Below are 23,329 nucleotides of genomic sequence, written 5' to 3'. Positions count from 1 at the left end.
TGCTTCAAAAATCCTTTGAAATCCTGATTTTACGAAATTTCAAATATAATAGTTGCTTTGATTTCAAAAAATAAATAAAAATAGTAAGCATGAACCAAACTTTAATAAAAAACCTAATTTTGATCGTCGCTCCTCTAGCGATCGAATTATTGCTTTCTCCTACAGTCATAGCAGAACAAATTCTGCAACATACACATATTGACCCGAACAGCAACGATCGTCAAAGTATAAAAAATAACTTTTACCTATCAAAAGACATCCCCTTAAGTACTAGTATCATCAATAACATTAACCAGAATAAAAAACTATTTTCGATCGCCGATCGTCGCGATCATAAAGATCCCCCCTTCGCCCCCCTTGGTAAGGGGGGCGAAGGGGGGATCTTCAGATGAGCCAAGTAACATCTGTTTCGCAGCTATCTGATGTCCAGCCTAACGATTGGGCTTTTCAAGCCTTGCAATCTTTAGTAGAGCGCTACGGAGTCATCGCTGGCTATCCAGACAGCACGTTTAGAGACGATCGGGCAATGACGCGGTATGAATTTGCGGCAGGGTTGAATGCAGCATTAGAAAGAATCAACGAACAGAGCGCAACTGGCAATCCTATAACTCAAACAGACTTAGCCACCCTACAAAAACTGCAAGCTGATTTTGCTACCGAACTGGTGACTCTACGCGGGCGAGTCGATCGCTTAGAGGTACAGACAGCTCAGTTAGAATCTAATCAATTCTCTACCACCACCAAACTAGAAGGAACGGTGATTTTTGCCCTCAGCGATGCTTTTGGCGGAGCGGGCGACGACAACAATACAGTGCTGCAAAGTCGAGCCAGACTTGCTTTTGAAACCAGTTTTACTGGAAAGGACTTACTGACCACCAGGCTTGATTTTGGCAACTTCGAGCAATTTGACTTGCCAACAGATGAAGGGCGTTTGGGTTTTGACTCGAACACCGAAGGAAGCGTGGAACTGGGGAACCTAGAATATGAACTACCAGTGGGTGAAAAAATAACGCTGTTGTTCCAATTCAACGATTCAGACAGCGATGATTTTACCGATGTCATCAACCCTTTGTTTGAAGACAGCGATACGGGGGCAATTTCTCGCTTTGGGCGACGCAATCCAATTTATCGCATCCCCAATAGCAACACGGGAATTGGAGCGAGGTTACAGTTATCTGAGGCAATGAGTTTTGATTTCGCTTATCTGGCTGGAGATGCTAACGATCCGGCAGCTGGCGCGAGACTATTTAACGGCGATTACGGTGCGATCGCTCAGTTAACATTAACGCCGAGCGATCGCTTGGGAGTAGGCTTGACTTATATTCATTCTTATGGAGGTGCTGGTCAAGGTTTAGATACAGGTACGGGTAGTACAGCCGCTAATTTAACTCAAATTGGCACGCCAGATCTCGAATTGCCTGTAGTCGGTAACTCCTACGGCATTGAAGCCAGTTACAGAATTAGCGAGAATTTTGCGATCGGTGGCTGGGCGGGCTATACTGCTGCTCGCGCGATCGGTTTGGGGGATGCATCGATTTGGAATTACGCCATCACCTTCGGATTTCCCGATCTGGGCAAAGAAGGCAATCTCGGCGGAATTATTATTGGAATGCAACCGAAATTAACTGGTACGAGTAGCGGTTTGAGAGCGGTAGGGCAATCGAGCGACCCCAATACTTCAATCCACGTGGAAGGCTTTTACAGACACCAAGCAACAGATAATATCTCCATCACCCCTGGTTTGATTTGGCTGACAGCTCCAAATCATAATACTGAGAACGAAGACATCGTGATTGGAACAATTCGCACTGCCTTTGAATTTTGAGTTCTACAAAACTAGGCAAATTTTTCCCACGCCTGGGTGACAATCTCGCTCAGCCTGCGGCGCTGGCGATCGTCTAATAAGCTATCATCTGCAAGCAGTTGGGCAGTTAACTGTTCTAAAGATTGTCCTTGGGAACGGACGAACTGGATTACACCCGCGATCGCAGTGGCTACCAATTCATCGCTAATTGGTTTTTGTCTGAGATTAATAATTTCTTCGGGGCTGGTTGGGATGGGATAATGCATGGCGGGAGTTTAGCAAGATGAAAAACTGTTTTAATAAATCCAAATGCAATTGTAAATTTTCTTAAACTTGTTCTAAGCAAGCTTATTTTTGGCAAGCTTAGCCTAGTCTAAACCCTTGTCACCTCTGTCCAAATTGGTAGTTTACCCATAGACAAAAGCGCCAAGATGAAAGAACTCTTGTACATTGAAATCCCCACACCAGACACATCTGTCGTTCGGCACTGGTTGCAAGCGGAATTTGAACCAGGAATCGGGCAAAAAGCGATCGCGCCTGAAGGTTTTCGCTTGCAAATACCTATAGATACAGCGATAAAGACAAATATTTCAGATCCAACGGCAAAAAAGCTAGGGGAGATCTCCGCTTTTGTTTGGTCTGTACAGCGTACTACATATCTCAAGGTCTTCCGTTGGACAGATTGTCCCCTACCAGGAGAACGGCAAATTCTGCAAAGTCTTGTAAAGCAGATTAGAATTAAGTTTCCTCATAACTATCCCGCACCAGCAGCAATAGATTTATCCCAACAATCTATTTTTGAGGCGCTTGCTCCCCACTACCCCCTCACCGTCAAGTATTTTCAGCAAATGCCTAATGGTGAATACGATCTCAAGCGAGTTTACTGGTGGGAGCAAAGGTGGCGCGAAGGAGTGCAGAATCCGCAGCAGCCGCGTCAAGTTGTGTTTTCTGGAAAAAATGTAGAGACGTTACATGTAAATGTAGAGACGTTACATGTAACGTCTCTACAGCCATCCTACGATCTCATTTACATCGGTGGCGCATTAGGAGTGATTCATGCAGCGGTGATGGCGCAACTGGGTTATCGCGTGTTGTTGTTGGAGCGTTTGCCATTTGGACGGATGAATCGGGAGTGGAATATTTCTCGCACGGAATTACAAAGTTTAATCGATCTGGGTTTGCTAACTCCCGCAGAATGCGAAAGTGTTATTGCACGAGAATATAAAGACGGATTTAATAAGTTTTTCGATGGGAACAATTCACCCCACTTAAAAGCACCGATCCTCCATACTCCAACGGTGCTGAATATAGCCTTAGATGCAGAAAGGCTGCTGCGGCTGTGTGGAGAAAAGTTAAAAGCTGCGGGGGGTGAAATTTGGGACGAAACCGAGTTTCTCCGCGCCGATATCGAGCGATCGCAAGTTACGTTACAAGCTCGGCATTTACCCAGCCAAACTCAAAAACAAGCCAGCGGACGAGTTTTAGTAGATGCAATGGGGACAGCTTCTCCGATTGCTTGGCAACTCAATGGCGGTCGTGCTTTTGATAGCGTCTGTCCGACGGTAGGAGCGGTCGTTAATGGCGGCTTCGAGCCTGGGGTATGGGATGCTCAATATGGCGATGTTCTCAACAGCCACGGTGACATTTCGCGGGGAAGACAGTTAATTTGGGAATTATTTCCTGGTGCGGGCGAAGAAATCACAGTTTATTTGTTCCACTACCATCAAGTCAATCGAGAAAATCCTGGTTCGTTGCTGGAGATGTACGAGGACTTTTTCACGATTTTGCCAGAGTATCGCCGTTGCGACCTAGATCGACTCGTATGGAAAAAACCTACGTTTGGTTATATTCCGGGACATTTTAGCGTTGGGAGTCGCGATCGCACGGTTGCTTTCGATCGCTTAGTCGCGATCGGCGATGCAGCTTCGCTGCAATCTCCCCTCGTCTTTACTGGTTTTGGCTCCCTAGTCCGCAATCTCAGCCGTCTCACAGCCTTATTAGATACAGCATTAAAGCACGATTTGCTCAGTGCTAGCGATTTAAATCAAATTCGCGCCTATCAAAGCAATGTTGCCGTGACTTGGATGTTTTCTAAAGGCATGATGGTTCCCACGGGTAAATTTTTGCCACCAGAACGGGTCAACTCGATGCTGAATAATTTCTTCGGACTGTTGACTGACGAACCTTTAGAAGTTGCCGATCGCTTTATCAAAGACCGCTTTGATTGGTTTACTTTTAATCGTTTGGCGCTGAAAGCTGCCAGAAAAAATCCCGTCTTGCTGCTCTGGATTTGGGAATTAGCCGGAGCTAAAGATCTGCTGCGATGGCTGCTGAGTTACTTCAACTTTAGCTGGAATGCCTTGTTGAGTCTTTGTTTTAGCGGCTGGTTGCCGAGTTTCTTGCACCAGATCCAGCCGTGGTTAGAACCCCGCTATCCTAGATTGTGGCTGAGGCTGCTGGCACAAAGCTACGCCCTGACAACTGGTATGGGAAGACCCCAACTCGCGATCGCCCCTCATCCCCGCACGCCTGCAATTGGTTCTCAAGATGTAGTTAGTAGTTAGTTGTTGGTTAACTGGTCACTGGTCGCTGGTCGCTGGTCGCTGGTCACTGATTCTGGTTTCTGGGTGGAAATTTTGGTAATTCAATTGATGCTAGTGATTTTCTACCTTTGGGTGGATGCCAGGGATAAACAACTGGTGAGGGCCAGTTGAGGTTAACCTGATTCTGGCTGGATGGGGAAGCATCGGCTGGTGAAGCTTCTGCTTCGCCTGCTGGTTCATCCGGCTGCGATTCATTGGTTGGGTGCGATTCTGATATCTGTGGTTGGGGCGCGAGACGATCGAGGTCGAGCGACGTTGTATCGTCAGTCTCGATCGCCTCTGCTGAGGCTTCTTCTTGTAACAAACTCAAGAAATCGTCTAGGTCTACTTCTTGGTTAGTTTCTGAAAAGAAAAAACTTCGCTCTGCCGAGCTGTTACCACTTTGCAAATCGAAAGATCCAGTACTGGGGGTGGAATTGAAACTGTAAGGCGCTTGGCGATCGCTCAAAAAGTTTTCCGCCGTCCACTCATTCAATGGTGAATCTGAGGATTCTTGTCGGTCGCGATCGATAAAATTCGGGGTTTGAATCGACCACGGAGTAATTGGTTGCGGGTTGGGAAATAACGATTGCGTTCTCAAACTACTAGCATTATTTTCTGGGGGTCGATCGGTTGTGGAAGCGGGTGATTCCGCACACTTTTCTAGCGCTACTTTTAACTGCATGGTGTAGCGTTGCTGGCGCAGCAAGCGAGAGCGGAGATCGCGGCAGGATGTCTCGACTTGCATGAGCTGATAGGATTGCTCGTTATATCTAGACTGCACGAGAGAGCATTCTCTTTCCATTTGAGCGATCCGTTCTTGGCTGGCGTTTAAGTCATCGGTAAGGGTCTCAACCACAATGTTCTGCTGCTGGATGGCTTGTTCTGCCGTCTCTAGCTTGGCAGATAAAGATTCTACTTGCGATCGCGCTTGCTCCTGAGCTTGAATTTTTTGGGCAAGCTTCAAATCTGCCTCGCGCGATCGCCCTCTGAGGTAGTGCAATTCCTTTTGGCTGTTTTCTAGCGCTCTCTCTAACTGAATTACCCGTTCTACTAGTTTGGTGTTGGAGCCGCGCATCTCTTGGATGAAACTTAATAACGTCGCGACTTCTTCAGGAGTTAAGGATGCTCCACCATTCTCTGCCGAGTCCATCCAACGAGCAACGGACGACCAAGAACCTACTGCGGGTTCTGGTTCCACAGAAACATCGCGGGCAACAGCAGCATCGTCCGCTGACTCAGATAAATTGGTTGTGTCTTGGTTTGCTGGGGATGCCTCACCATCAGCAAGCCCACTATTAGCAAAATTAAACCACTCAGCAAATGGCGCACTATTGACTTTTTCTGCTTCACTCATGGTCTTGTACCCCGCTGTAAAAATTCTTAGCTGCCCCGTTATCAGACTTTCTATTATTCATCCACTTTTAAAAGATTTTTTAAAGATTCAGACTTTCTTAAAAAAATAGATCTTCTACCATAAATGAATTTTTCAGTATTTATACTGGTAACTTTTCCCAAATTCTGTATGCAGAAATATAAAATAATTAGGCGTGAGTTGTTACTCTCGTTTCTATCCTGTAGCTATCTTACCTCCACCACCTCAATTGAAGAAAGTCAGTTGTTAGTTGTCAGTTGTCAGTTGTTAGTTGTCAGTTGTCAGTTGTCAGTTGTCAGTGGCTCTTGACTCCTGACCAGTGACTAGTTAATTCTGACTTCTCCTTGTCTCCCTTGTCCCCATGCCTGAGCGCACCACTCAATTAATTATTTGCTCTATGTCATGTAATTTTCCTGCTCGGACTTGGCTAGGAGTTGTGCTAAGTAGTTTAGGACTGTGGTTTTTACCCATACCTGGAATTGCCAACTGTGCGATCGCGGCAAAAAAAATTTATATTTCCTATGGAGCGATCGAACGGTCTATTTCTGTAAACTCCTTGGAAAGCTACGCTAAAAAAGGCATAGTTGACGACGAGCTAGCTACCTATGCAGCATATGTCAGTCCCCAACGATTGTTACAATTACAACGAGTTTTACTCAAACGGATCGATCTAAGTCCGGTTGCAGTATCCCAGTTTCTTTATACGCCAACTGGAACAACCCTGTTAGAAAGACTAGGCGAGGTTGTCCAAACTGAATCTCGGCAATCGGGATTTTATGCCCTGCGCTCGGCACTCGTTTTAGCAGCAGCAGATCCAAAAGGCTTAACACTCCTGAACATACTACACAAATTTCCGACTAACGTACGAGTTAATATGGGGCGGATGCTTCAGCTGGCTGAAGCCCTAGAAACCTTGATTAGCCAATCTCGCAGAGCGATCGCCTTAATTTCCGAAAATTCGACAGTCGCAGCTGCTCAAGTACAAGGAATAAATTTTTCTCAGTTACCAGATTTGCGATCGCCTGGACGTTTTAGTTGGAGCAAGCAAACCTTAAAATTAAGCGATCGCCGCCGCGATCGGGCTTTTGTTGCCGATCTTTATTTACCAAGGGAGCAGGGGGAAAGAGAGCTGAGGAAGCTGAGGGAGAGAAGAGAACCCAGGGAGCAGAGGAGCAGAGGGGCAGGGGAGCAGAGGGGCAGGGGAGCAGAGGGGCAACTACCACCATTACCAATTACCAATTACCAATTACCGAATCCCGACGCTTCCCAGTCATAGTCATATCCCACGGTTTAGGGAGCGATCGCACGAGTTTTATTTATCTAGCCGAGCAACTGGCAAGTTATGGTTTTGCTGTTGCAGTTCCCGAACATCCTGGTAGCAATGCGGAACAATTGCGATCGCTGTTTTCCGGTCAAGCCGCAGAAGTAGCAGAGCCGAGCGAATTTGTCAACCGTCCTTTAGACGTGAAATACTTATTGGATGAATTAGAGCGATTGAACGCAGCTAATCCCAGTTGGCAGTTGAATGTACAACGAGCAGCGATTATTGGTCAATCTTTTGGCGGTTATACTGCCTTAGCTTTAGCAGGTGCAAGCTTGAATTTTAGCCAACTGCGCCGAGATTGTAACAACCCTAAAGATGTCTGGAATCTATCGCTACTGCTTCAGTGTCGTGCTTTGGCTTTACCATTGACTCAAGATAATTTGAAAGACTGGAGAATTAAAGCCGCGATCGCCATTAACCCATTTACTAGTAGTATTTTTGGGGAATTAGGGTTGAGGAAGATTCAAATTCCCGTAGCGATCGTCAGCAGCAGTGCAGATACAATTGCTCCTGCCTTACCAGAACAGATTATTCCCTTTGCTTGGTTAACAACAGAGCAAAAGTACTTACTCTCCATCGATCGCGCCAGCCATTTTTCTACGATTGGTGAATCAGCTGCGGAAGATGCCGATCCAATTCCCCTACCCGCACAAGTTATTGGTCCCAATCCAGCGATCGCACGTCGCTACGTTAGTATTTTGAGCGTAGCATTTATGGAAACTTATCTCGATCGAAACCCCCAGTATCGTCCCTATCTCAGCTCCTCCTATATTCAAACCGTCAGCCAAGCACCGCTGGATGTGAGTCTCGTTTCATCCTTACCACTAACTCAGCTAGCTAATTCTATCTGTGCGGTGGTCACAGCCCAACAGAATTTTTGTCCTCAAGCTTACAGGCGGAGGAGAAAAGAGAGCTGAGGGGGCTGAGGAAGCTGAGGGGGCTGAGGGAGCTGAGGGAGAGAGCAATGACCAATGACCAATAACTCTAGTTAGAGGTCAATTTGCGATCGCGCTTGCTAACTTGGTGAATGAGATCGAGACGAGGAGTTAAATGGTAATGGACAAGACTTTATTGATGATTTTATTGTTGAGTTTGCTACTCAGCTTCATCGTAGCGCCGTTTTCTGGCTTAGCCTTACTGATGATTTTCCTGCTAGTCTCAGCTGTTTTGTGGGCAGGCTGGATGCTTGTGAGTATTTTAATCCGTGGTAAAACAAGCGACAGTAATTCGTAGTTCGGCAATCGCTGCCATCATGTGTGAGTCGCGATCGCAACTCACCATTAATAGTGATAAAACAGGTAGTTACAAAAAAGAACGGTAGATTTCGCTTTCTAACGTACCGCTAAAATATCCCTGTCCGATAGAGGTTCTCTGCCAGTCTGCCAATGCTTCATCTGGCGTAACTCTAATTGTAGATACTAATTCTGCCCGAATTTGTTGAATGAGTTCCTGCTCTTTCAGCTTAGTATCTCTTACTTTTGGTGTAGATGTGGAAGTTCGAGCGAGCGACATTATGGCTTATCCCTCTTGCACCAAGATTTATTTCTCAATATTCTCAGGCTATAACTGCACGCACGTTCATCAGCTTAAAAATTCTTGATAAAGAGGCGGAGACAAGGGAGCAGGGAGCGGCGGGAAGAGGGCTGAGGGAGAGTCGCGGAGAGTCGTGGAGAAAGAAATTTACAATCTCCACACCCCACACCCTACACCCTTTCTTCACTAGCCACCAGCCACTAGCCACTAGCCACTGACAACTGATAACTGAAAAAAGTGTCACTGGAGATGAGTTAAAGGGAAAGAGCGTGAGTTATTTAAATTTGTAGATATACTCATAATGCCCTGTAAAAGCTAGGGGTAGCGTGTAATGTCAGAAATTCCGAATTCCCTAGCGCCTCATCACTCCTTCGCTGTCATATGCCCGTATACTGCACTCAAGGTCACGAAAACTTGCCTGAAAGTCGTTTTTGTATGCATTGCGGCGAGAAGCTGTCTCTAGCGTCGGGAAATGGCTTGTATTCAGGACAGATATTAGGCGATCGCTACTCGATCGTACGCTTGTTAGCACAAGGTGGTTTTGGGCGCACCTATCTAGCGGAGGATACTAACCGCTTTCGCGAACTCTGCGTTTTGAAAGAATTTGCGCCGCAAGCACAGAGTAATACTCTTTTACGCAAAGCAGCAGAATTGTTTGAACGGGAAGCGGGAGTTCTTTACAAATTGCAGCATCCGCAAATTCCCCGCTTTCGCGAATTATTTCGCGTCAAAATTGACAGTAAAGAACATTTATTTCTCGTCCAAGATTACGTAGAAGGGGAAACCTACCGCAGCTTGTTAGATGAGAGAATGCAGCAAGGAAAATTTTTTAGCGAGACAGAGATCGTTCACCTCTTGCAGCAAATTCTTCCTGTATTAGATTACATCCACAGTGCAGGAGTCATTCATCGGGATATTTCCCCAGAAAATTTAATTTTACGCACTAGCGATCGCCTACCAATGCTGATCGATTTTGGTGGTGTCAAACAAGTTGTTGCGACTGTTTCATCGGCTAAGTCTGGTAGGGGAATGCATACCGCTACGCTACTAGGAAAAGTCGGCTACGCACCACCCGAACAAATGCAGCAGGGGGTAGTCTATCCTCACAGCGATTTGTATGCCTTGGCTGCTACGGTATTAGTTTTACTTACAGGTAAAGAACCACAAGAATTAATCGACGATCGCCATCTTACATGGCACTGGCGGCGAGAAGTCAATCTCACGCCAATGTTGGGGGCGATGTTAGATAAAATGCTATCTCCTCGCCCTAGCGATCGCTATCATTCCGCACAACACGTTTTCCACCTCTTACAGCAGCATCGCACCGCTGCAACACCCATACCTACTCCCATGACAGTAGCAGTTAATAAGTCGCCAGTTGCCGTTGCTGTCAAGCCAGTTATTAATATTCCCCAACCAGTTATTAACATTCCGAAGCCAGTTATTAATTTTTCTCAGTTGGTTAACAATTTTCCCAAACCAGCAATTAACATTCCGAAGCCAGTTATTAAAATTCCTAGCGTTACTTTTTTCAAAACCAAAAAAGTTTGGTTTGCATTACCAATAGGAATTATATCTGCATATATGGGTTGGTTAGCAGTGAGTGGTTGGTTGCAATTTCAATCAAATCTAACTGAAAAGAAAGTACCTCAGTCGCCAAAAGTAGCGGTTAAACCTCAGTTTTCTGCTGCCGAACAACGCCGTAAAAATCAATTGCGCGATCGCCGCCAGCGAATGGGGATAAATAACAGATATTACATTGCTTTAGTAGACCAAGTTTTTTGGGAAAGATATCCTCAGTATAAAGGTCGTCGTCTCACGGCGAATCCAGAGGATGCAAAAATTAGGGCTGATTGGGATAATTTGGCGGCGGAATGTTTGGATTGGTTGCAATTTCTGCCCTCAGAAACTCGCAAGCGTTTGGGTAGTTACTCGCAAAAAGATCGATCGCGTTGGCAGCAGCAATTGGATCGACTAAACCTGAGTAATAGAGTTTTATACGATTTAGCTGATGCTGCCTTTTTACAAATGTTTCCCCAACAGCGGGGACAAAATTTTATGAATAAACCAATTAATCAGGTTTGGTATGCGATCGCTGAGGAGAAGTTGCAAGCTATCTTGAAGGGAAACGCTTATGAGAAAATTGAGTTTGATTCTGGAACGAGTGAAAGACAAGTTAGCGGTAGGTTAAAGTCAGGTGAAGGTAAAACTTTTGTTGCCGAATTGACAGAAGAACAAGTGATGCAACTGGAATTGGAAGCCGATCCGCAAGTTTTAATTTCAGTGTATTCTCCTACAGGTAAAATTAAGCTGATGGAAGATTCTCGCGATCGCACTTGGGATGGAAATCTACCAGAATCCGGTTTTTACGAGTTGGTTATTGTATCTACTGCGTCTGGTAAGAGCGATTATCAGCTTAAACTAATTATTAGCGAATAGCAGTTTGTATCCATGTCAACACAACTTTTTTGGCGATCGCTATTACCTGTTATGGCTATCGTCGGTGCTGTTTATCTAATTGCTTGTTTACTTCTCTACTTTCAACAAACGCGATTTATCTTCTTTCCTAGCGCCACTATTGATATTACACCAGCAGCTTTTAACTTACAGTATCAAGAAGTGTGGTTGCCTGTAAAAACGGCATCTAATCAAATAGAAAAAATACATGGTTGGTGGATACCTGCATCGTTACCAAGTAACAGAGTATTACTATATTTGCACGGTAATGGAATTAATATTGGCGCAAATGTGGCTCATGCAAATCGATTTCATCGCATGGGATTTTCAGTATTACTTCCTGATTATCGCGGCTATGGTTTGAGTCGGGGTAATTTTCCCACCGAAGCGCAAGTTTATCAAGACGCACAAGTAGCTTGGGATTATTTAGTTAAGGAGAAAAAGATTTCAGCCAATCGGATTTTTATTTACGGACATTCTTTAGGTGGTGCAGTGGCGATCGATCTAGCATTGAAACATCCAGATGCGGCTGGATTAATTGTAGAAAGTTCTTTTACATCGATTGCCGATGTAGTCAATTATCAACAAATTTATCGATTTTTTCCAATAGATCTACTATTACATCAGCGATTTGATTCTATTGATAAGGTGGGTTCTTTAGCTATGCCAGTATTGTTGATTCATGGTACTGCCGACTGGCAAGTTCCTGCTAGGATGAGTCAACAATTGTATGAGGCTGCACCGCAACCAAAGCAAATATTTTTGGTTCCAGAGGCGGGGCATAATAATACTGCTGAGGTGGCGAGAAGTAAGTATTTTCAGGTGGTACAGCAGTTCGTCAAAAAATCAATTTGAGCAACGGTGTTATTGTAGGGGCAGGTTTTACCAAAAATTTTTGACTCTAATAAATACGTCATGTAAACCCGCCCTAACAGGATATGTATGAATGTCACGCAAAGACGCAAAGGCGCAAAGGGTTATTAAGGAATTGTTCGTTAATTTAAAAGTATTTAGAAAGAGGTTTTAAACAATGCAACTTCAATTAAGTCAAATTGAGTTGCTAAAAGATAAAGACTGGAGAAAAGCTATTTTAAGACAGGTTCGGTAATGACTCCCATTTGTTTCATGACTTCTAGCAAGTTCAATTCATACCACCATTCCACAATCTTGCCTCCAGAGATGTGTAATAAATTGAAACTGCCATTTACAGTTACAACCTTACCTGTAGGCGGTAATCCCATAAATATTCCCGTGTGAGTACCTTTAAGAGTGGAACGATACATCACTTTATCTTCCTGGGCAATTGTATCTTTAATTGTCTGTTGAATATCGGGAAATCCCTGGTGCAAACTCGCTTCAAATTCTTTGTTTACCTCTATACCTCGAATTGGTTCAGCCCAACTACAAAAGTGATGGACGATATCTGGCGATACTAATTCGTTCCAAGCTTTTTCCCAATTAGGATTATTAGTATTAGTTCCCCAACATTCGTTAGCAAAACGCAGGGCGATCGCTTTATTTTGTTCAATGGACATATGCATATCTCCTTCTAAGCCACTACGGTTCAGTTAAGGCTCAAAGTGTTGTAAATTAAGCATTGTTCCCAAGAATGGAAAGTGAGTGTAGTGCATCTGAAGGATTTCTCATTGTTGTCTCCTACGATACAAAGTAGTGATGTGTTCAAAGCGATAGAGGCAGCCATCCCATCCACGGAGATCGAGCAAGCGATCGCTAAAACTAAAGTTTGTGAACAACGTAAACGCTCGTTACCAGCACAATTGGTAATTTGTTTGGTAATTGCGATGAGTCTGTGGTCACGAGATTCGATGAGAGATGTGCTGAAAAACTTAATTGATGGGCTGAGCGAAGCATGGGTGAAAGTGGGGAAATACTGGCGAGTTTTTTGTAAATCAGCAATAACGCAAGCCCGACAACGATTAAGTCCAAGGGTGATGAGTCAATTGTTCCATCAACTGGTGCGACCAATGGCTAGCACCGATACCAAAGGAGCATTTCTCAATGGATTGCGAATTGTGGTAATTGATCGGACTTGCTTCGATCTGCCAGACAGCGATGAAAATGCGAGAGTTTTTGGTCGTCCGAGCAGCCGTCCTGGCACACAAGCCGCATTTCCCAAACTGCGATTAGTCATTTTGGTAGAAGCAGGAACACATTTAATCTTTGATGCATTGATGTGTCCATATCGAATAGGAGAACGAGTGCGGGCATTAAGATTATTACGCTCCGTGAGTTCAGGGATGTTGTTGATGTGGGACAGAGGGTTACATTCTTATGCAATGGTGCAAGCAACTGTCACAACTGGTAGCGATTATTTAGGAAGAATTCCCGCAAATGTCAAGTTTTTGTGCGAAGAACCACTGGCGGATGGTTCTTATCTGAGTTGGATTTATCCACCTGCTAAATTCCGCTCAAAAGCTTGCCAGCCCATACAAGTCCGAGTGATTGAATACACAATTGGTAATACCGACAACCCAGAGGAACAACTAAGATATCGCTTAATTACCAGCTTATTGGAATTGGAGAAATTTCCGGCTCAACTACTGGCGATTGAATATCATCAACGCTGGGAAGTAGAAAATACTATTGATGAACTCAAAGTACATTTATCAGGACGAAAAACTCATATTCGCTCTCAAAAACCGCGTGAAGTTGTGCAGGAAGTTTACGGGTGGTTGTTAGGACACTGGGCTGTGCGGTTATTGATGTTTCAAGCTGCAAAGAGCGCGGGTATCACTCCTTTGCGTCTGAGTTTCACTGGGACATTGCGAGTTATTCGTCGTGCTATCCCGAAATTTCAACGCTTGCAATCACAAGAACTCCCCTTTTTTTAAGTTGGTTAACTGTAGAGATTTTAGACACTCTGTTACCTGAACGAGTTTCTCGTACCAATCCCAGAGTTGTAAAAAAACCTGTATCCAAGTTTCGCTCAAAAAAGCCAAGACATCGAGCCACCCCCTCCCGAACCAATCCTCCTATTTTCTTTATCCTCAGCACAGCGTAGCCTTAAATGAACCGTATTGCCTTCTAAGCTTTATAAGAAATACTAGTGTTACTACTTTTAGACTGATGTGAGGCGATGACGATTAGCACAGATGGTATTATTAGTAACCAGAAACCTGAGATTGGCATCAAAACGATCCCAACTATAGAAGTTGCTAGTAGATACCAACCAAGGAAAGTTGGTAGAGTAATACCTTTAACCTGCGCCCAGCAACATAGTTGCCCTATGGCAAAAAGTAATGGCACGAACATCAAGAACCAAAAAGCAGTATTTCGATCGCAATAGGGATCTACTGCATTGAAAAATCCATTCTGGCTAATAGCTACTAGAGGTTCGGCATAGAGCCAGACACCAACTAAAACATGGATAATGCTGGTGGCATATAACCAATAGCCGCAAAATCGCAACATTCTCAATCTCCTAAACGATCTGATGAATGCAATCAATTTAGCTAGGTTCGTCTTCTGATGTCGCGCAAGTTCTTGCAATTTCGAGCAGATTCTTGCTATTGTTGCTGAAATGCTTTAGGAGACATTCCTACCAAGCGGCGGAAGTGGAAACTCAAGTGACTTTGATGCGAAAAACCGCATTGAAGTGCTATATCTGCGATCGCTAAATCCGACCGTTTGAGCAATTGTTTTGCTCGTTCTACTCGCAGCCGAATCAAACATTGATGCGGTGTCACGCCCGTAGACTGTTTAAATAGACGACAGAAATAATATTGGCTCATACCTACAGAGCGAGCTAAATCTGATAGTTTAATCTCTAGATTTAGATGAGCGTGAATGTAATCAGTTACCTGTTGCAGCTTGTACTGCGGTAGCCCGTCAGAGTATGTAGAGATTTTTGGTGGTAATGTGGAGCAGGTAGTAAGTAAGTGTACGGCTAAAGCAACACCCAAAGACTCGCCGTAAATTCGTCCAGCAGGACATCCAGCTTGCAGATCTGCTTTCAAGGCTGAGGCGAGTTGTTGAATTACCGGATCGACAAATTGAAAACGAGGAATTAGTTCCAGGCGATCGCGATCTGTACATTCGTTTGCCAATCGTGCTAAAAGTTGAGGACTAAGGGTAAGTAGAGTGAAGCGTACTTCTTGCTGCCATACTGCCCAATGCAGCGTGTTAGCCGGACAAAAAGCAATCTCGCCATTACCAAACCAGTAAGCCTGAAATTGACTGCCCACGCGCCTTTCATGTTGTACCCAATTATGGCGATCGCTGACATCGAGGACGTGTTGCGCCATTAAATGCTCTATTGGAGTCTCGTAACCTGGATGATGGTAGTAAGCCAGAAAAACCTCGTTCCAGCCTGCTGAGTGGCTATTAAGCAACGGTGGATGAGGAAGGACTTTGGTAGAGTCCTCTAGCTTCGTCATATCTAATTTAAGCGGCTGTTGAAGCATATCTCTATCCACACTCCTAAAATAATCTTCATAATGGCGCGTGTTTTTCCTTCTACCGTTTGCCTTCTGCCTTCTGCCATAACTATATGCAATTGCTAAGACAATACACAGACCCGCCCTGGCGTACCCAAAATCCGGTATCCTATACTTCTGTCATAGCCACTGTGGGATGCTTCTATGTCTTTCGTCGGTCTACACATCCATAGCGATTACAGCCTGCTCGATGGTGCCAGCCAGCTGCCGCAACTGGTGGATCGGGCGATAGAATTGGGTATGCCTGCGATCGCGCTTACCGATCACGGTGTCATGTATGGGGCGATCGAGTTAATTAAGGTTTGTCGTAGTAAAAATATTAAGCCAATTATCGGCAATGAAATGTACGTGATTAACGGCGATATTGGAAATAAAGAACGCCGCCGAGTTAGAAAATATCATCAAGTTGTTTTAGCAAAAAATACTAAAGGCTACAAAAATTTAGTTAAACTTACGTCGATTTCTCACCTCAAAGGATTCCAAGGGAAAGGGATATTTGCCCGTCCTTGTGTCAATAAGGAACTGTTACAACAGTATCACGAAGGCTTAATTGTTACGAGTGCTTGTTTGGGTGGAGAAATTCCCCAAGCAATTTTGCAAGGTAAACCGGATGTGGCGCGAGAAATTGCTAAGTGGTATAAAGAGGTTTTTGGTGAAGATTATTATTTAGAAATTCAAGACCACGGTTCTCCTGAAGACAGAACTGTGAATGTGGAAATTATCAAAATTGCTAGAGAATTAGATATTAAATTTGTTGCTACAAACGATTCCCATTTTATTTCCTGTTTTGACGTTGATGCTCACGACGCATTATTGTGTATTCAAACTGGCAAGTTAATTTCCGAAGATAATCGGATGCGCTACAGCGGGACGGAGTATTTGAAGTCTGCTGAGGAGATGGCGCAATTATTTCGCGATCATTTACCAGATAATATTATTCAAGAGGCGATCGCCACTACTTTAGAAGTTGCCGAAAAAGTCGAACCGTATCACATTTTAGGCGAACCGCGACTGCCTAATTATCCCGTTCCCGCCGGACATACAGCCGATACTTATGTAGAAGAAGTTGCTTGGGAAGGACTATTAGAACGCCTCAACCGTAAATCTCGTAGTCAAATCGAACCAGTCTATAAAGAAAGATTGGAATACGAGTTGAAAATGCTTCAACAAATGGGATTTTCAACTTACTTTTTAGTCGTTTGGGATTATATCAAATATGCCAGAGACAACGACATTCCCGTAGGACCAGGACGCGGTTCGGCTGCTGGTTCTTTAGTTGCATATTGCCTGCAAATCACTAATATCGATCCGGTACATCATGGCTTGCTATTCGAGCGATTTTTGAATCCAGAACGCAAATCAATGCCTGATATTGATACCGATTTCTGTATTGAGAAACGCGATGAAGTGATTGAATATGTGACGCGGAGATATGGTGAAGATCGAGTCGCGCAAATTATTACATTTAACCGCCTCACATCCAAAGCTGTTTTGAAAGATGTGGCGCGAGTCTTAGATATTCCCTACGCCGAATCAGACAAAATGGCGAAATTAATCCCTGTGGTGCGGGGTAAGCCAACTAAACTGGCGGTGATGATTTCTGATGAAACACCAGAACAAGAGTTTAAGGATAGATACGACAACGAACCCCACGTTCGCCGCTGGATTGATATGGCGATGCGAATTGAAGGAACGAACAAAACTTACGGCGTTCATGCAGCCGGAGTTGTGATTTCATCCGATCCGTTAGATGAAGTTGTTCCATTACAAAGAAATAAAGAAGGCGATGTCATTACCCAATATTTTATGGAAGACATCGAGGCAATGGGATTGTTGAAAATGGACTTTTTAGGATTAAAGAATTTAACTTTGATTCAGAAGTCAATTCAGCTCATCGAACAATATCGTCAGATTAAAGTCGATCCATATGAAGTTACGGCAAATGAAAGAAAAGTGCAGAAAATTTTAGCCAAAGGTGAAACTGATAAAATTCCTGAAGATGTAGAAAAAGCTTATAAGCTGCTAGAAGCAGGCGCGTTAGAAGGAGTATTTCAGCTAGAATCTTCGGGAATGCGTCAGATTGTTCGAGATTTAAAACCTTCTTGTATCGAAGATATTTCTTCGGTGCTGGCTTTATATCGACCAGGACCATTAGATGCTGGTTTAATTCCAAAATTTATTAATCGCAAACACGGTAAAGAAGCAATTGAAAACGAGCATCCTATATTAGAGCCGATCTTGCAAGAAACCTATGGGATTATGGTGTATCAAGAGCAAATCATGAAAATTGCTCAAGATTTAGCCGGATATTCCCTCGGACAGGCGGATTTGTTAAGACGTGCGATGGGGAAAAAGAAAACTTCGGAAATGCAGAAACAAAGAGAAATTTTTGTTGATGGTGCAGCAAGAAATGGGGTGAAAAAACAAATAGCTGAAGAGTTATTTGAGAAGATGATGAAGTTTGCGGAGTACTGTTTTAATAAATCCCATTCAACCGCCTATGGTTACGTCACTTATCAAACTGCCTATCTTAAGGCGAATTTTCCTGTAGAATACATGGCGGCGCTATTAACAGCTAATAGCGACAAAACAGAGCAGGTACAAAAATATATTGCTACCTGTTTGAACATGAATATTCAAATCGAACCACCAGATATCAATCGCTCTGGTGTGGATTTTACACCAATAGAAAATAATATTTTATTTGGACTCTCAGCAGTTAAAGGGTTAGGCGGAGAAGCGATCGCCTCGATTTTAAAAGCGCGTTCGGAAGGAGAATTTAAATCTCTAGCTGATTTTTGCGATCGCGTCGATTTACGTGCTGTTACCCGTCGAACAATTGAACCACTCATTTATTGCGGTGCTTTCGATAAACTCGAACCAAATCGTCAACAATTATTAAAAGATTTAGAACTAGTACACGATTGGGCGCAATCTCGTGCTAGAGATCGAGCGATCGGTCAATTTAGTTTATTTGACTTGGGAGGACTGACGAATACTAGTCAGTCAGAAAGTAGCTTTGATTCTGCACCCAAAGCACCACCAGTCGCAGATTTTCAACAATCAGAAAAGTTACGCAAAGAAAAAGAGTTATTAGGTTTTTACGTCTCCGATCATCCCCTCAAAGCAGTCAGTCAAGCAGCACAAATTTTATCTCCGATTAGTTTAAGCAATTTAGAAAACATTTCCAGCGAAACGTCTGTGAGTTCAGTAGTGATGCTAACTAGCATGAAACCCGTAACCACGAAAAAAGGCGATCGCATGGCAATTTTACAGTTAGAAGATTTGACAGGGCAAACAGAAGCAGTTGTTTTTCCTAGAACCTACGAACGCATTTCCCATCTGTTAGAAGCAGATACGCGATTAATTGTTTGGGGTAAAGTCGATCGAAGAGACGACAAAGTACAAATGATTATTGAAGATGTAGAACCAATAGAAAACGTCCGTTTAGTCATGGTAGAACTTGACCCCTTACAAGCTGGAAACATTCAGGAACAACATCGCTTACAAGAAATTTTGCAAAAGCAGGTAGAAGAGAAAGAAAAAGCGAGAATTCCAGTGTTTGCTATTATTCAAGATACCCGTAACCGTCAACTAGTACGCCTTGGACGCAGTTATTGGGTACAGGATAGTAGAACTGCTGTAGAAGCACTAAGAACCGCCAATTTTCCCGCGCACGTACAACCATTGTTAGTAGGTAATGGGTAATTGGAAGTCGTAAGTCGTAAGTCGTAAGTAAAAATTCACTAACTGCTAACTACTTACAAGTGACAAATGACAAATAACAAATGACAAATTACTGGCTATTTCAAGGCAACCCCAAATATTATCGAATTTTAGATGCAATTCGAGAATTAGAAACAATTCCGTGGCGGGTGACTCGCTATAGCAAAGATATTGCTGTGGGTGATGGAGTTTTGGTGTGGATGGCAGGAGAAAAAGCGGGAATATATGCGATCGCCGAAGTCGCCGAACCCGTTCAAGCTTTAACAGAATTACCCGATAAAGACTATTGGCTCGATCCGAGCAAAGCTGGTAGTAAACTCCACGTTAAAATCCGTTGTCTTCGCAGACTGCTAGGACAACCATTGAGGCGATCGGAATTGCTTTACGATCGCGTTTTGAGCAATTTACCTGTAATTCGCGCTCCTGGGATTAACTATAAAATCACGCTGGAAGAATGGCAGCGAGTCCATCAATTAAAAGGATAATGGTGTTAGTACCGTAAGCAAGCAGTGCAACATCGGGTTGCCGCCCATTAACTGCGTCTTTAATTGTGAATTTTTAATTGTGAATTGTCCTGGTCAAGATTCTACAACAAACTGACTTTGCGATCGCTCAAATGCCCGTATAAGCCCGTTCGTGTAAGGTTTGAGAAATTTCTGTTCGCTCATCCAAGTGCGATTCATAATCTCTGATACCAACAGCACGTTCCACACAGCTGTCATTTCCCAAGTCGCACCTACCCGTGGCATAACCATCGTACACAAACGCACCAGCTCATCTTCAATTGGAGCCAAGCTACCCTGCAACACGCAGAGCCACAAGTATGCTTGAAACATATCTAAGTCTCGGATGCAAGAATGTTTCACGCTAGGATGATCCAATCTTCCCCGCCGTGTGCTGGTTTTGGGAAACTGTCGCAAGAGATTCATATAAACTCGATGAGAGATCGCCTCGACCTCTGGTAGCATGTGGTGAACGACTTGAAATGCAGGCGAACTAAAATCATGCTTACTTGCTGCATCGCAAACGCGCAGCCACGGCAGCGCTACCTGCTCTTCTAGAAACTTGAAGTAAGGTTTGACAAAAATTTGCTCGACAGCATTCAAATTTTCTAATAGCGCCACATTGCTAAGATTGAAGTGAGTCGTGAGAAAGCCTAGCTTCGCCCAATCATGAGAAATTTGGTGACGCTCTTGATACTCTAACAGCAGTGGTTCTATAAAGCTAGCTAGCTTTATGATGTCTGTGTTACTCAAGCCAACCAATCGCAGATCGCCCTTGCCAGCTTGGACTGTCTCGCTCAGAGCGTATGATGGCTGCTTGTAAAACTCTAGTAGATTTAAGTAGATTTCAACAGTACACTGCACGATGTTGGCAATTTCACTCGGACTGGTTGTCGATGGAGTAAATTCATACAGCTCGCTCGCTCTAGTAGCAGCATAGTCGCAGTTCAGCTCGATCAGCGATCGATGCAACTTTGCAACAGTTTCTTGTCTGCCCTCCAGCGAAATGACGTGAAGTAGAGTCTCAGAGGCAAAATGATGTTGCGCAGAGAAAGGGATTTGAGGCTGATATCGCTCTGCCCAAATTTTGACGAGCTGTTGAGTGGTTAGGTTTTGTGAAATATCTGAGCTGATGAGCATATGAAGGCACCCCATTTCATCAGTAAAGTGAGGAATTCGTAAACAAATAACACACCCGCTAGCCCTCAACCGCGATCGCCCTCGTTCGCCGAACGAGATCGATCGCGGAACAAGAACTTCATCATTAATCGGTGAATATTGCTGCTATTGTTTCAATGTCTTTACTTTAACATCACGCAGCGATCGTTAAGCTACACATTTACCACTACTGTTGTTGGTAATTGGTAATTGGTAGTTGCTCCCGATCGCTTCCGATCGCTCCCGATCGCTCTTTTCTCCCCGACTCCCGACTCCCGACTCCCTATTCTTCCGTAGCAAACCAAGCCCGCAAAACTTCTGCAACTGTCCAAGCTTGGGCAATGCAGCCGCGTGGAGTCATGGGCGCATCGCCGTCAAAAATTTCGCTTAAACTACCAATACCGCGATCGCAAAGGTGATTTGCCATTGGTTCGAGAAATTGACGCGCCTGCACGGGATTTTTATAAACGCGCAAATGTGCAAAGACAAACGCACCAATTAACCATCCCCAGGTTGTCCCCTGATGATACGCGCTATCTCGTTGCAGTGGATCGCCACCATACCGTCCTCGATATTGGGGATGTTCGGGAGAAAGCGATCGCAAGCCGAAAGAAGTCAATAACATCTGTCCGCAAGCATCGACTACACCTTTTTGCTGCATCGGGTTAAGTAAAGGTGCAATGCCTTGCGCCCCCACCAAGGGTAAGGAGACAGCAAAAATTTGGTTGGGACGTAGGGATGAATCGTCGCCATCAGGACCATCTAGTACGTCGTAGCAGTAGCCTAAATCTTGATTCCAGAAACGAGAAAACCTCGCTAGCGTGCGGTTGGCGATCGCCTCGTACTCCTGGTGCGGCTTACCTAACCGACGGGCAAAATTTGCCATACTCCGCACGGCATTATACCAAAGTGCGTTAATTTCGATTGGTTTACCAATTCGAGGTGTGACGACCCAATCGCCAATTTTGGCATCCATCCAGGTTAACTGCCATCCCTCTTCCCCAGCATAAAGCAGTCCGTCGGCTGCATCGAGATGGATGTTGTAGCGCGTACCGCGACAGTGCCAATCGATAATCTCTGCTAAAACTGGAAATAGTTCTTGGATGAGGGCATCATCTTCTGTAGCACTATAATAGGCACGAACCGCTTCAAAGTACCACAAAGTCGCATCAGCTGTATTGTAATCTGGTGCTTCCCCCATATCGGGAAAACGGTTGGGAATCGTGCCGCGATCAACGTACTTGGCAAAAGTACGGAGAATGTAACGGGCAATTTCCGATCGCCCCGTGCAAAGAGTCAATCCTGGTAATGCAATTGCTGTATCGCGTCCCCAGTCGCTAAACCAGGGATAACCAGCAATAATCGTTTTACCTTGCGGTTCGTCGGCAAGGGGGCGCTCGACGATATACTGGTCGGCAGCTAGAACCAGCTGGTGTATCCATTGCGGCGGTTCTTTGGCTTTGATCGAACGACTGGCTTTCCACTGTCCGAGTAGCTTTTGTTCTTGGGTGTGACGCAGTTTTAAGGCTGCTGCGCCATCTAAATTTGGTTGGCTTTCCGTACTCGCCACAAAAGTAAAAGATTCCCCAGGGTTGAGCGTGACTTGAAAAGTTGCTGCGTGCAAGTGGTCTTCGCGATCGCTCAGTCCTCGGTAGCGTTCTACTGCTAAGTCAAAGCCATAGTACCAGTTGTGAACGATTGTTGCTGTTGCACCATCACCTAGCAAGTAAAGGGGTGTAGCACCAGGGTAGGGGGTAACGCAAATTCCCAGATCGACTGGATCTAAAGCCATTTGCCAGCTGTTACCTTGAGTAACGCCGTGATAGTCGCGATAATTGACCATCGCTTTCAGCCCTAACTGTAGCGGTGCAGTGGCGCGAACGGAGGCATACTGAATGTAAGTCGTATTGGCTCCCTGCTGCATCCATACCCGCTTTTCCAATAGGGCATCAGCATAGGCAAAACGCCAGACGGGGACTGTCCCTTCTAGAGAAAATTGCTCGACACACAAATAACCTTCAGGGCTGACAATTCCATCTCGCCAGCGATTCGTATTTAAAGGATAGAAGCGATCGCCATATAAAATCGTTTCATCTAACTTCGCTAACATTAACGTGCGACCCAAAGGCGGTTTGAGGGCTGCGATCAATAATCCGTGGTAGCGTCGAGTCAGCAATCCCGCTACCGTACCAGAGGCATAACCACCAATCCCATTCGTTACCAGCCACTCTCGCGTTTCCGCGATATCCAGGTTGCCGCAGATTTCCCGCCCAAATTGAATCGCCATATCAACCTACTGCTTGCTACTGAAGCGCGATCGCCACTATGTTTGAGTATGCACCGCAACCATAATATATCGTCGTCGATGGGGATTAGGGGAGGGGATAGGGGTGAGAAATTGTTGAGAAAT

Annotated in this window: 19 protein-coding genes; 10 read left to right on the top strand and 9 right to left on the bottom strand. The window is 44.6% G+C overall.

Annotated elements, in window-relative coordinates:
* Nucleotides 1-89 precede the first annotated feature (89 nt).
* Both N4J56_RS08325 and N4J56_RS08320 read left to right on the top strand, forming a co-directional pair.
* Entirely contained in the window at nt 90-392 is a 303-nt protein-coding gene (locus tag N4J56_RS08325; protein WP_317106032.1) for a hypothetical protein, read from the top strand.
* Complete coding sequence (locus N4J56_RS08320) at nt 389-1,825, top strand: iron uptake porin (protein WP_317106031.1); 1,437 nt, start codon at nt 389-391, stop codon at nt 1,823-1,825. Before N4J56_RS08325 ends, N4J56_RS08320 begins: the two co-directional genes overlap by 4 nt.
* Before the next feature lie 11 nt (nt 1,826-1,836).
* Here the strand turns inward: N4J56_RS08320 and N4J56_RS08315 are convergent, their stop codons facing one another.
* Nucleotides 1,837-2,070, bottom strand: coding sequence for a hypothetical protein (locus N4J56_RS08315; RefSeq protein ID WP_015157184.1), 234 nt, complete (start codon nt 2,068-2,070; stop codon nt 1,837-1,839).
* Nucleotides 2,071-2,235: 165 nt separating this feature from the next.
* Between N4J56_RS08315 and N4J56_RS08310 the strand changes: the two genes are divergently transcribed.
* A complete protein-coding gene (locus N4J56_RS08310; protein WP_317106030.1) occupies nt 2,236-4,368 on the top strand; it encodes a flavin-dependent dehydrogenase in 2,133 nt (710 codons plus the stop codon).
* A gap of 43 nt (nt 4,369-4,411) precedes the next feature.
* On the opposite strand, the gene N4J56_RS08305 is transcribed toward N4J56_RS08310, so the two are convergent.
* Nucleotides 4,412-5,743, bottom strand: coding sequence for a hypothetical protein (locus N4J56_RS08305; RefSeq protein WP_317106029.1), 1,332 nt, complete (start codon nt 5,741-5,743; stop codon nt 4,412-4,414).
* 415 nt (nt 5,744-6,158) lie between these two features.
* Here N4J56_RS08305 and N4J56_RS08300 point away from each other — a divergent pair, with 415 nt between their 5' ends.
* Both N4J56_RS08300 and N4J56_RS08295 read left to right on the top strand, forming a co-directional pair.
* A complete protein-coding gene (locus tag N4J56_RS08300; protein WP_317106028.1) occupies nt 6,159-7,037 on the top strand; it encodes an alpha/beta hydrolase in 879 nt (292 codons plus the stop codon).
* Nucleotides 6,986-8,002: a hypothetical protein gene (locus N4J56_RS08295; protein ID WP_317110589.1), complete on the top strand. Its 1,017-nt coding sequence runs from the start codon at nt 6,986-6,988 to the stop codon at nt 8,000-8,002. The genes N4J56_RS08300 and N4J56_RS08295 overlap by 52 nt, the downstream gene beginning before the upstream one ends.
* A 385-nt stretch (nt 8,003-8,387) precedes the next feature.
* Here the strand turns inward: N4J56_RS08295 and N4J56_RS08290 are convergent, their stop codons facing one another.
* Nucleotides 8,388-8,597 (bottom strand): hypothetical protein, encoded by a 210-nt coding sequence (locus N4J56_RS08290; protein ID WP_317106027.1) that lies wholly within the window; start codon nt 8,595-8,597, stop codon nt 8,388-8,390.
* A 402-nt stretch (nt 8,598-8,999) separates the two neighbouring features.
* On the opposite strand from N4J56_RS08290, the gene N4J56_RS08285 reads away from it, so the two are divergent.
* On the top strand, nt 9,000-11,057 hold the full coding sequence (locus tag N4J56_RS08285; protein WP_410500308.1) for a protein kinase domain-containing protein: 2,058 nt from the start codon (nt 9,000-9,002) through the stop codon (nt 11,055-11,057).
* A 12-nt stretch (nt 11,058-11,069) separates the two neighbouring features.
* Entirely contained in the window at nt 11,070-11,930 is an 861-nt protein-coding gene (locus N4J56_RS08280; protein WP_317106025.1) for an alpha/beta hydrolase, read from the top strand.
* 230 nt (nt 11,931-12,160) lie between these two features.
* On the opposite strand, the gene N4J56_RS08275 is transcribed toward N4J56_RS08280, so the two are convergent.
* Nucleotides 12,161-12,610: an ester cyclase gene (locus N4J56_RS08275; protein ID WP_317106024.1), complete on the bottom strand. Its 450-nt coding sequence runs from the start codon at nt 12,608-12,610 to the stop codon at nt 12,161-12,163.
* A 180-nt stretch (nt 12,611-12,790) separates the two neighbouring features.
* Here N4J56_RS08275 and N4J56_RS08270 point away from each other — a divergent pair, with 180 nt between their 5' ends.
* The gene (locus tag N4J56_RS08270; protein ID WP_410500401.1) at nt 12,791-13,927 is read left to right on the top strand and encodes an IS4 family transposase; all 1,137 of its coding nucleotides are present in this window, start codon (nt 12,791-12,793) and stop codon (nt 13,925-13,927) included.
* Nucleotides 13,928-14,120: 193 nt separating this feature from the next.
* Here N4J56_RS08270 and N4J56_RS08265 read toward each other — a convergent pair whose 3' ends face one another.
* Complete coding sequence (locus N4J56_RS08265; protein WP_317106023.1) at nt 14,121-14,507, bottom strand: DUF6463 family protein; 387 nt, start codon at nt 14,505-14,507, stop codon at nt 14,121-14,123.
* A gap of 95 nt (nt 14,508-14,602) precedes the next feature.
* A complete protein-coding gene (locus tag N4J56_RS08260) occupies nt 14,603-15,499 on the bottom strand; it encodes an AraC family transcriptional regulator (protein ID WP_317106022.1) in 897 nt (298 codons plus the stop codon).
* A gap of 177 nt (nt 15,500-15,676) precedes the next feature.
* Between N4J56_RS08260 and N4J56_RS08255 the strand changes: the two genes are divergently transcribed.
* Together N4J56_RS08255 and N4J56_RS08250 are read left to right on the top strand one after the other, a co-directional pair.
* Nucleotides 15,677-19,240 (top strand): DNA polymerase III subunit alpha, encoded by a 3,564-nt coding sequence (locus N4J56_RS08255; RefSeq protein ID WP_317106021.1) that lies wholly within the window; start codon nt 15,677-15,679, stop codon nt 19,238-19,240.
* An 80-nt stretch (nt 19,241-19,320) separates the two neighbouring features.
* Nucleotides 19,321-19,743: an EVE domain-containing protein gene (locus N4J56_RS08250; protein WP_317106020.1), complete on the top strand. Its 423-nt coding sequence runs from the start codon at nt 19,321-19,323 to the stop codon at nt 19,741-19,743.
* A gap of 93 nt (nt 19,744-19,836) precedes the next feature.
* On the opposite strand, the gene N4J56_RS08245 is transcribed toward N4J56_RS08250, so the two are convergent.
* The 3 genes from N4J56_RS08245 to N4J56_RS08235 all read right to left on the bottom strand — a co-directional run bounded on the left by N4J56_RS08245 (nt 19,837) and on the right by N4J56_RS08235 (nt 23,206).
* Nucleotides 19,837-20,901 carry a hypothetical protein gene (locus tag N4J56_RS08245; RefSeq protein WP_317106019.1) on the bottom strand — a complete coding sequence of 355 codons (1,065 nt, stop codon included), beginning with the start codon at nt 20,899-20,901 and terminating at the stop codon, nt 19,837-19,839.
* Between the two features lie 186 nt (nt 20,902-21,087).
* Nucleotides 21,088-21,219, bottom strand: coding sequence for a hypothetical protein (locus tag N4J56_RS08240; RefSeq protein WP_317106018.1), 132 nt, complete (start codon nt 21,217-21,219; stop codon nt 21,088-21,090).
* Nucleotides 21,203-23,206, bottom strand: coding sequence for an amylo-alpha-1,6-glucosidase (locus N4J56_RS08235; RefSeq protein WP_317106017.1), 2,004 nt, complete (start codon nt 23,204-23,206; stop codon nt 21,203-21,205). The genes N4J56_RS08240 and N4J56_RS08235 overlap by 17 nt, the downstream gene beginning before the upstream one ends.
* Nucleotides 23,207-23,329: the final 123 nt, after the last annotated feature.

The sequence above is a fragment of the Chroococcidiopsis sp. SAG 2025 genome (genome assembly GCF_032860985.1).
In the GTDB taxonomy this organism is placed as follows: domain Bacteria; phylum Cyanobacteriota; class Cyanobacteriia; order Cyanobacteriales; family Chroococcidiopsidaceae; genus Chroococcidiopsis.
The sequence above is the reverse complement of the archived record's forward strand: the minus strand, read 5'-3'. Positions and strand labels throughout refer to the sequence as shown.